This is a genomic window from Chthoniobacterales bacterium, assembly GCA_018883245.1.
Classification (GTDB): domain Bacteria; phylum Verrucomicrobiota; class Verrucomicrobiia; order Chthoniobacterales; family JACTMZ01; genus JACTMZ01.
Genome location: VEQL01000067.1, coordinates 1 through 8396, shown reverse-complemented (window position 1 = coordinate 8396; position 8396 = coordinate 1). Strand labels below are relative to the sequence as shown.

At 58.4% G+C, this 8396-nt stretch carries 6 protein-coding genes; all 6 read left to right on the top strand.

Annotated features, from left to right (window positions below; genetic code table 11):
* Positions 1 to 291 precede the first annotated feature (291 nt).
* The gene (locus FGM15_13280) at positions 292 to 1170 is read left to right on the top strand and encodes an NERD domain-containing protein (protein MBU3666830.1); all 879 of its coding nucleotides are present in this window, start codon (positions 292 to 294) and stop codon (positions 1168 to 1170) included.
* Positions 1171 to 1364: 194 nt separating this feature from the next.
* Positions 1365 to 2825 (top strand): SAM-dependent DNA methyltransferase, encoded by a 1461-nt coding sequence (locus FGM15_13275; protein MBU3666829.1) that lies wholly within the window; start codon positions 1365 to 1367, stop codon positions 2823 to 2825.
* Positions 2822 to 4000: a restriction endonuclease subunit S gene (locus FGM15_13270; GenBank protein MBU3666828.1), complete on the top strand. Its 1179-nt coding sequence runs from the start codon at positions 2822 to 2824 to the stop codon at positions 3998 to 4000. Before FGM15_13275 ends, FGM15_13270 begins: the two co-directional genes overlap by 4 nt.
* Positions 4001 to 4123: 123 nt before the next feature.
* Positions 4124 to 5167: a virulence RhuM family protein gene (locus tag FGM15_13265; GenBank protein ID MBU3666827.1), complete on the top strand. Its 1044-nt coding sequence runs from the start codon at positions 4124 to 4126 to the stop codon at positions 5165 to 5167.
* Positions 5164 to 7548: a DEAD/DEAH box helicase gene (locus FGM15_13260; GenBank protein MBU3666826.1), complete on the top strand. Its 2385-nt coding sequence runs from the start codon at positions 5164 to 5166 to the stop codon at positions 7546 to 7548. The genes FGM15_13265 and FGM15_13260 overlap by 4 nt, the downstream gene beginning before the upstream one ends.
* A 6-nt stretch (positions 7549 to 7554) precedes the next feature.
* Positions 7555 to 8396: hypothetical protein (locus FGM15_13255; GenBank protein MBU3666825.1), on the top strand; the 842-nt coding region annotated here is incomplete at its 3' end.

The window sequence follows — 8396 nt, the reverse complement described above, 5'->3', positions numbered from 1 at the left end:
CCCCGCTAGCTATGCATCGCCGCGAATTTCTCACCCTCTGCGGCCTCGCCGCCGGCTTCCTGGCTGAAAACTGTCATCTGAAGACTGGCCTCTCCGGCCCGCGGCCGGCTGAGGCTCCGGATCTGGCCACGCTGGCCTGCCTGCAGAACCGCCTGAATGAGTTGGGACAGAACCTCGCGATCGAAATCCGGGAGTGGTGAGACACTGGAGGTTTTAACAAAAGGTAATGAAGGACATAAAGAGAGCCGGCACTCGACTGGAGGGCCTATTGGTGCAACAACGTTCTGACCAATGGATCACCCGAGCTTCTTTATAGCCGTTGCGTTTGCCGTCGGTGCGTTCGTTTTGATTGTGGGCACGCTCGTCCTGCGTCATTGGTGGGATAGTCGCTCGAACAAGTTTCCCCTGACCAAGCGCTATCTGCGTCCGCCCGGCGAGTTCCTCCGTGTAAAGCTGGAGGAGATCGACAGCCGGGTTTCCGAGCTCTTGTTGTGGCTGATTACTGCGGCTGCTTTTGTCGGCGTTGGTGTTTACGCCTTTCTAACCGGCCCAGAGCATGTGGGAGTCGCTTTCGTGGTATTGGCGGTTGGCTTCATGATCTACGCCGCAGCGCGCTTGCAAAGCACCGCCAAGCTGCGGCGCGACTGTTATCTCGGCTTTCTCGGCGAACGCGCCGTCGGCGAGGAATTGAACCAACTTATGATCGACGGATGGTCCGTCTTTCATGATGTGGAATTCGACGACAATCCCGGCGCCAAGTCCTTCAACGTCGACCACGTTGTTGTCGGGCCGGGCGGACTATTTGCTATCGAGACGAAGACGCGGCGGAAACGGAAAGGCTCCGGTGGCCACGAGGTCACCTTCAATGGACAGGCTCTCGAGTATCCTTGGGGCTTCGAAGATTACGGCGTGAGGAATTCGCAGGAACGCGCGCACTATTTGAGCCAATGGCTCTCGAAAAAACTGCAGATGGATATCACCGCGACCACGGTGCTCGTCCTCACGGGCTGGTATGTCCGGCGGACAGGAAAGAGTGGCCTGGCGGTTATCAACGACAGCGAGATTCCAACATTCTTCCGTGACGAGCACAAATCGGCCCGCTTTAAGCCGGAGACGGTCGCCTCCATCCGCGCGTTGCTCGATGAGCGCTGTCGGGACGTCGGGGTGTAGGTGCAGCGCTCAAGCATCTGGCTCGCTCCGCAAGCCATTGCGGATCTGTGTTTTCCAGCTGAATACTAAAAACTGAAAACAGTCAACTGCCCGCCGCGGCGGGCCTATGACGCACAAATTCTACTGAAGTGGCTGGTCTCGCTGTTCAGACTTGGGAATACTTTCCGCGCCAGCGTCCGTCTCCTCCTTACCCCATGTTCGAACAAGCCTTCCGCAACATCGACGACGTCCTCTGGAAAGAGGCCGGTTGCACCACCGAGTTGGATTACACCGAGCAGACCTCGTGGCTGCTCTTCCTCAAATACCTCGACGGTCTGGAGCAGGACAAAGCCGCCGAGGCCAAGCTCGAAGGCAAGAAATACAACTACATCCTCGAACCCGCCTACCGCTGGGAGACGTGGGCCGCGCCGAAGGGCAGAGACGGCAAGCTCGACCATCACGCCGCCCTGACCGGCGACGACCTCGTCGACTTTGTCAACACCAAGCTCTTTCCCTACCTCCAGCGCTTCAAACAGAAAGCCACCGGGCCGAACACCATCGAATACAAGATCGGCGAAATCTTCGGCGAGATTAAGAACCGCATCCACAGCGGCTACAACCTCCGCGAGATCATCGACCAGATCGACGCCCTCCGCTTCCGCTCACAGGCCGAGAAGCACGAGCTGTCCCACCTCTACGAGGTCAAAATCAAAAACATGGGCAACGCCGGCCGCAACGGCGGCGAGTATTACACCCCGCGTCCGCTCATCCGCGCCATCGTTGCCGTCACCGCGCCGCGACTCGGCGAGACCATCTGCGATCCCGCCGTCGGCTCCGCCGGCTTCCTCTGCGAAGCCTTCGACTACCTGCGCGCGCAGAACCCCAAGCGCACCACCGCCCAAGACCGCGCCCTGCAGGAGCGCACCTTCTACGGCAAAGAAAAGAAGTCCCTCGCTTACGTCATCGCCATCATGAACATGATCCTCCACGGGATCGAGGCGCCGAACATCATCCACACCAACACCCTCGCCGAGAACCTCGCCGACCTTCAGGAAAAAGACCGCTTCGACATCATCCTGGCCAACCCGCCCTTCGGCGGCAAAGAGCGCGCCGAGGTGCAGCAGAATTTCCCCATCCGCACCGGCGAGACCGCCTTCCTCTTCCTCCAGCATTTCATCAAAGCGCTCAAAGCCGGCGGCCGCGCCGGTATCGTCATCAAAAACACCTTCCTCTCCAACATGGCCGACAACGCCTCTGTCAGCCTCCGCCGCAAGCTCCTCGAAGAGTGCAATCTCCACACCGTGCTCGACTGCCCCGGCGGCACCTTCCAAGGCGCGGGCGTGAAGACCGTCGTCCTCTTCTTCGAGAAAGGAAAAAGCACCCGCAAAGTCTGGTTCTACCAACTCGACCCGGGCCGCAACCTCGGCAAAACCAACCCGCTCAACGACGACGACCTCGCCGAGTTTGTGAAATTGCAAAAGACCCGCGCCGACTCGCCCAAAAGCTGGAGCGTTGATGTGGCGGACATCGACACCGAAAGCTTTGATCTTTCCGTAAAGAATCCCACTGGGGGCGAAGTTATCACTCACCGCAGCCCGCAGGAAATCATGGAGGAAATCTCTCGCGGAGACGCAGAGGCCGCGGAGGTGCTGAAACGAATTAAGGCACTATTGTGAAGAAGCAGTCGCAGACAAAGAAGCTGGGTGATGTATGTGCTTTCGACAAAGTTCAGGGTATCCACCGAGGCCTGCCTTACGTCGGCCTTGAGCATATTGAATCTCATACTGCTCGCTTCATCGGCGCAATGGAGCCGCAGCCTGTTAAAAGCTCAACGTTTCGGTTTTCCGAGGAACACGTCCTCTACGGTCGCCTTCGGCCTTACCTCAACAAAGCGCTCGCGCCTGACTTCGAGGGACATTGCTCTACAGAGATTTTTCCACTGCGACCAAGCCGAGAACTCTCCCGAAGTTATCTCTTGTTTTGGCTTCTAGCTGACGAGACCTGCGATCGAATCAACTCAACATGCACCGGTGCGCGTATGCCTCGCGCTCAGATGGACGACGTCCTCGAATTCGAGATTCCCGTTCCCCCGTTAGCTGAGCAGAAGCGAATCGTCGGCGTGCTCGACGAAGCGTTTGAGGGCCTCGCCACCGCCAAGGCCAACGCCGGAAAAAACCTCCAAAACGCCCACGCCCTCTTCGAAAGCCACCTCCAATCCGTCTTCACTCAACGGGGTAATGGGTGGGTGGACAAGCGACTTGAGGAAGTGTTGGACGTGCAGCCTCAAAACGGGTGGTCGCCTCCTGCTGCTAACCACTCGGACTCAGGAACGCCTGTTCTGACGCTCTCGTCGGTTACAGGTTTTGTCTTCAGGCCGGAAAAACTAAAATACACATCGGCTAAAACTGATCCTAAGGCGCGATATTGGATTCGGAACGGCGATTTCCTAATCACGCGCAGCAACACCCCAGAGTTGGTCGGCCACGTTGCCATCGCCTCTGGCATTGAAAGGCCGACCATTTATCCGGACCTGATCATGCGGATGAATCCAGATCCCGCGCAGGCGATCACTGAGTTTCTCTACTATCAGATGAGGACTCCTGCGCTCCGTAGGGAAATTACCGGACGCGCTCAGGGAGCAAACCCAACAATGAAGAAAATCAGCAATGCCGCTGTGCGAACACTGCCGATTTCGCTGCCGCCGGTTAACGAGCAGCGTGCAATCGTTGCTACGCTAAACTCTCTCGCTGCCGAAACCCAACGGCTCGCCGCCATCTACGAACAAAAGCTCGCCGCGCTGGAAGCATTGAAGAAATCGCTGCTGCACCAAGCCTTTGCCGGAGAGCTGTGAAATGCATCCACCCGCGCCCCATCTTCTTACAACTCTCCGGAATTTCCGGATGGTTCGTCCATTCTACCCAACTTGTAAGGCTCGCTTACAGGTTCACTGCTCGCTGATTCTGGAGCCCCAGCCATGAGCGACAAATCCCAGCCATCTCCGCCGCCCGGCGGACAGTTCCTCGTCTACCAAGCCGAGGACGGAAAGCTGAAGATCGATGTGCGTTTCGAGGGGGAGACCGTCTGGTTGACCCAGCAGCAGATGGCGGAGTTATTCCAGACGACCAAGCAGAACATCGGGCAACACCTGAAGGGCATCTTCGCCGAAGGGGAACTCGCGCAGGATTCAGTGGTAAAGAATTTCTTTACCACTGCCGCCGACGGCAAAAATTACGCGACCAATTTTTACAACCTGGATGCCATTATCTCCGTTGGCTACCGGGTGAAAAGCGCGGTGGCCACCCGCTTCCGCATCTGGGCCACGCAGCGCCTGCGGGAATACATCGTCAAAGGGTTCGTTCTCGACGACGAGCGCCTGAAAAACCCCGACCAGCCGTTCGATTATTTCGAGGAGTTGATGCGGCGGATCCAGGACATCCGCACCTCCGAGCGCAGGTTTTACCAGAAGATCACGGACATCTACGCGACGAGCATTGATTACGACCCCACGCAGGAAGTCAGCCTGCAATTCTTCAAGACGGTGCAGAACAAGGTGCACTGGGCCATCACCGGCCAGACCGCGGCAGAGATCGTCCATGGGCGCGTGGATGCGGCCAAACCCAACCTTGGTCTGACCAACTGGCGCGGTCCGGCAATCCGCAAACCGGATGTCGTCATCGCCAAAAACTACCTCACCGAACCCGAACTCGCGGCGCTGAACAATCTCGTGGAGCAATACCTCATCTTTGCCCAAGGGCAGGCGATGCGGCGCATTCCCATGCACATGGCGGACTGGATCAAGAAGCTCGATGCGTTCCTCACGCTCAACGAGCGGGATATCCTCACCCACGCCGGGCGCATCTCGCACGAAATGGCCCAGGCCAAGGCCGAGTTGGAATACGACAAGTTCAAGGCGCTCACTGCGGCCGCGCCGCGCGCGGTGGACGCAGTCTTTGAAGAGGCGCTCAAGAAACTGCCCAATCCACCGAAGCCTCGAACCAAAAAAGGCAAGAAAGCATGAACGAAGCCGAGACCAGAGCCGAGCTGATTGATCCCGCCTTGAAGGCGGCCGGCTGGGGTGTGGTCGAAGGCTCCCGCGTCCGGCGCGAATATCTCATCTCGCCGGGACGCATCGAAGGCAAAGGCCGCCGCGGCAAGCCGGTCAAAGCGGACTACGTCCTCGAATATCGCAACACCAAGCTCGGTATTGTCGAAGCCAAGGCAGACACGGAAGAACTGACCGAGGGCGTTGGTCAGGCCAAGGACTACGCGGGCAAGTTGGAGGTGCGGTTCACCTACGCCACCAACGGACGCGGCATTTACGCCATCGACATCGAAACCGGCGAGGAGCGGGAAATCACCGGCTATCCGTCGCCGGAAGAGTTGTGGGCCATGACTTTCGCCCAGGCCAATGCCTGGCGCGACCGCTTCGCCGCCGTGCCTTTCGAGGACAAGGGAGGCAGTCACCCGAGCCGCTACTACCAAGACATCGCCGTCGAGCGGGTCATGGAAGCTATTGCCGACAACCGTGACCGCATCCTGCTCACGCTGGCCACCGGCACCGGCAAGACGTTCATCGCCTTCCAGATCGCGTGGAAACTTTTCCATGCGCGGTGGAACCTGAGCCGCGAGCCGACGCGCCGGCCGCGCATCCTCTTTCTCGCCGATCGCAACGTCTTGGCCAATCAGGCTTACAACGCGTTCTCCTCATTCCCCGAGGACGCCATGGTGCGCATCTCGCCCGGGGACATCCGCAAAAAAGGCAAAGTGCCGAAGAATGGCAGCCTCTTCTTCACCATATTTCAGACGTTCATGAGCGGATCGGATGCAGAGGGCAACCCGGTGCCGTATTTCGGCGAATACGAACCGGACTTCTTCGATTTCATCGTGATCGACGAGTGCCACCGCGGCGGGGCCAACGACGAAAGCAACTGGCGGGATATCCTCGAATACTTCTCTCCCGCCGTGCAGCTCGGGCTCACCGCCACCCCCAAGCGCCGCGACAACGTGGACACCTACGCCTACTTCGGGGAACCCGTCTTTACCTACTCGCTCAAGCAAGGCATCAACGACGGGTTCCTCACGCCGTTCCGGGTGAAGCAAATCCAGACCACCTTGGACTACTACCGCTGGACGCCCGACGACCAAGTGGTGGAAGGCGAGATCGAGGCGGGACGGGTCTATGACGAGCCCGACTTCAACAGGAACATCGAGATCAGGGAGCGCGAGAAGAAGCGGGTGGAAATCTTCCTCTCGCAGATCAACCAAGCCGAAAAGACGCTCGTTTTCTGCGCCAACCAAGCCCATGCGCTCGTGGTGCGCGACTTCATTAACCAACTCAAGACCAGCAAGGACGCGAACTATTGCCATCGTGTCACGGCCAACGACGGCGCGATCGGCGACCAGTGGCTTCGAGCTTTTCAGGATAACGAAAAGACCATCCCGACCATCCTGACGACCTCGCAGAAGCTCTCCACCGGCGTGGACGCGCGCAACGTGCGCAACATCGTCCTCATGCGCCCGATCAACTCCATGATCGAGTTCAAACAAATCATCGGACGCGGCACGCGACTCTTCGACGGCAAGGATTACTTCACGATCTACGACTTCGTAAAAGCACACCTCAACTTCGAGGACCCGGAATGGGACGGACCACCGCAGGAGGAAGAGCCGTGCAAGAAATGCGGCAACCGTCCTTGCACCTGCGTTGTTGCGCCACCCAAGCCGTGCGGGGTGTGCGGCAAGACCCCGTGCGACTGCCCGAAAGAACCGTGCCCGAAATGCGGTTTCCATCCGTGCCGCTGCCAGAAGCGCAACAAAGTCAAAGTGAAGCTGGCCGATGGCAAGGAGCGCACCATCCAGCACATGACATCCACCACATTCTGGCACCCGGACGGCACACCGATGTCCGCCCAGCAATTCATGGAGATGCTCTTCGGTAAACTGCCCGACTTTTTCCAGAGCGAAGCCGAGCTGCGCGCGCTATGGAGTGCGCCGGATACCCGAGCCAAGCTGCTGCAAGGTTTGTCCGAGAAAGGCTTCGGCCACGAGCAGTTGGCGGAAATGCAAAAGATCATCGACGCCGAGAAGAGCGATCTCTTCGATGTGCTGGCCTATGTCGCTTATGCCCTGGCGCCGCTAACCCGCGCCGAGCGCGCCGACCATGCGCGCGTCTACATCAACTCGGCTTTCGGAACAAAACAGCGGGCGTTCTTGGAATTCGTCCTGCAGCACTATGTCGACGTGGGAGTCGAGGAATTGGGCCAAGAAAAACTCACCCCGCTCCTGCGCCTCAAATACCGCGACAGCATTTCCGACGCCATCGCCGACCTCGGCGAACCCGAACAAATCGGCCAAGTCTTCGCCGGTTTCCAGCGCCATCTCTACGAAGAAGTCGCGTAGCACCTAATGATCACAGGAAGCGAAAAAGCCGAACGGCGCGCAGCCTATCGGCGGCTTGTTCCCTTCTTGGGAAAGATTGTTCCTGCAGGATTCCTTCGTAGTCCCTCCGAATCGATCCGGGGCATGGAACGCATCCATCCGCTGATCGAAGGCATCTACAAGCCAGCCAACTCTCCCTACGCCTTCAGCATCGCTTCCATGCTGAAGAGTCCTTACGCAGACAAAACTTTCCATGACACGGACGGCTCATGGTGGATGTGGTATGCGCCGAAGGACGGAACTCTCGATATAGCAGCTAATGCTTCTCTCGTGCGCTGCATGGAGGACCACGAGCCTGTCCTCGCGCTGAAGCAAATTAGCGACAAAACCTCACGTGAAGGTGCGCGGCATCGATTACTCGGCCTCGGCTTCATTGAGACATTCGACCCCTCAAAACACGCCTTCCGCATTCGCGGGCTTAGTTCGGACGAACTTGAGGCTTATTTGGGCGTCACACTCGAAAGAGATGTTCTTGAATCGGCCATTCGGATGAAGCCCTTGGAAGAGTGGGAACCGTTCGTCCGGGAAGACCGAGGGATCTACAAGGTCTCCGTCCAGAAGCGAGAAGAGGCCTTCCGCCGTGTCGTGCTCGATGCCTACGACAGCACCTGCGCAGCGACCGAAATGAAGTTCGTTTACGGACAAACAGTGGAAGCCGATGCCGCACACATCATAACGCGGGGCAAAGGCGGCAGCGATGACCCGCGCAACGGCGTCGCGCTCTGCAAATCCGTCCACTGGGCTTTTGATCAGGGGATCTTCACGATTTCCGATCAATACGAAGTCCTCATCCACCCGAAGGCGAGAGA

What these genes read in the sequence shown, in the direction of transcription:
- FGM15_13280 (MBU3666830.1), top strand. Translation starts at nt 292, where the DNA reads ATGGATCACCCGAGCTTCTTTATAGCCGTTGCGTTTGCCGTCGGTGCG.
- FGM15_13275 (MBU3666829.1), top strand. Translation starts at nt 1,365, where the DNA reads ATGTTCGAACAAGCCTTCCGCAACATCGACGACGTCCTCTGGAAAGAG.
- FGM15_13265 (MBU3666827.1), top strand. Translation starts at nt 4,124, where the DNA reads ATGAGCGACAAATCCCAGCCATCTCCGCCGCCCGGCGGACAGTTCCTC.
- FGM15_13260 (MBU3666826.1), top strand. Translation starts at nt 5,164, where the DNA reads ATGAACGAAGCCGAGACCAGAGCCGAGCTGATTGATCCCGCCTTGAAG.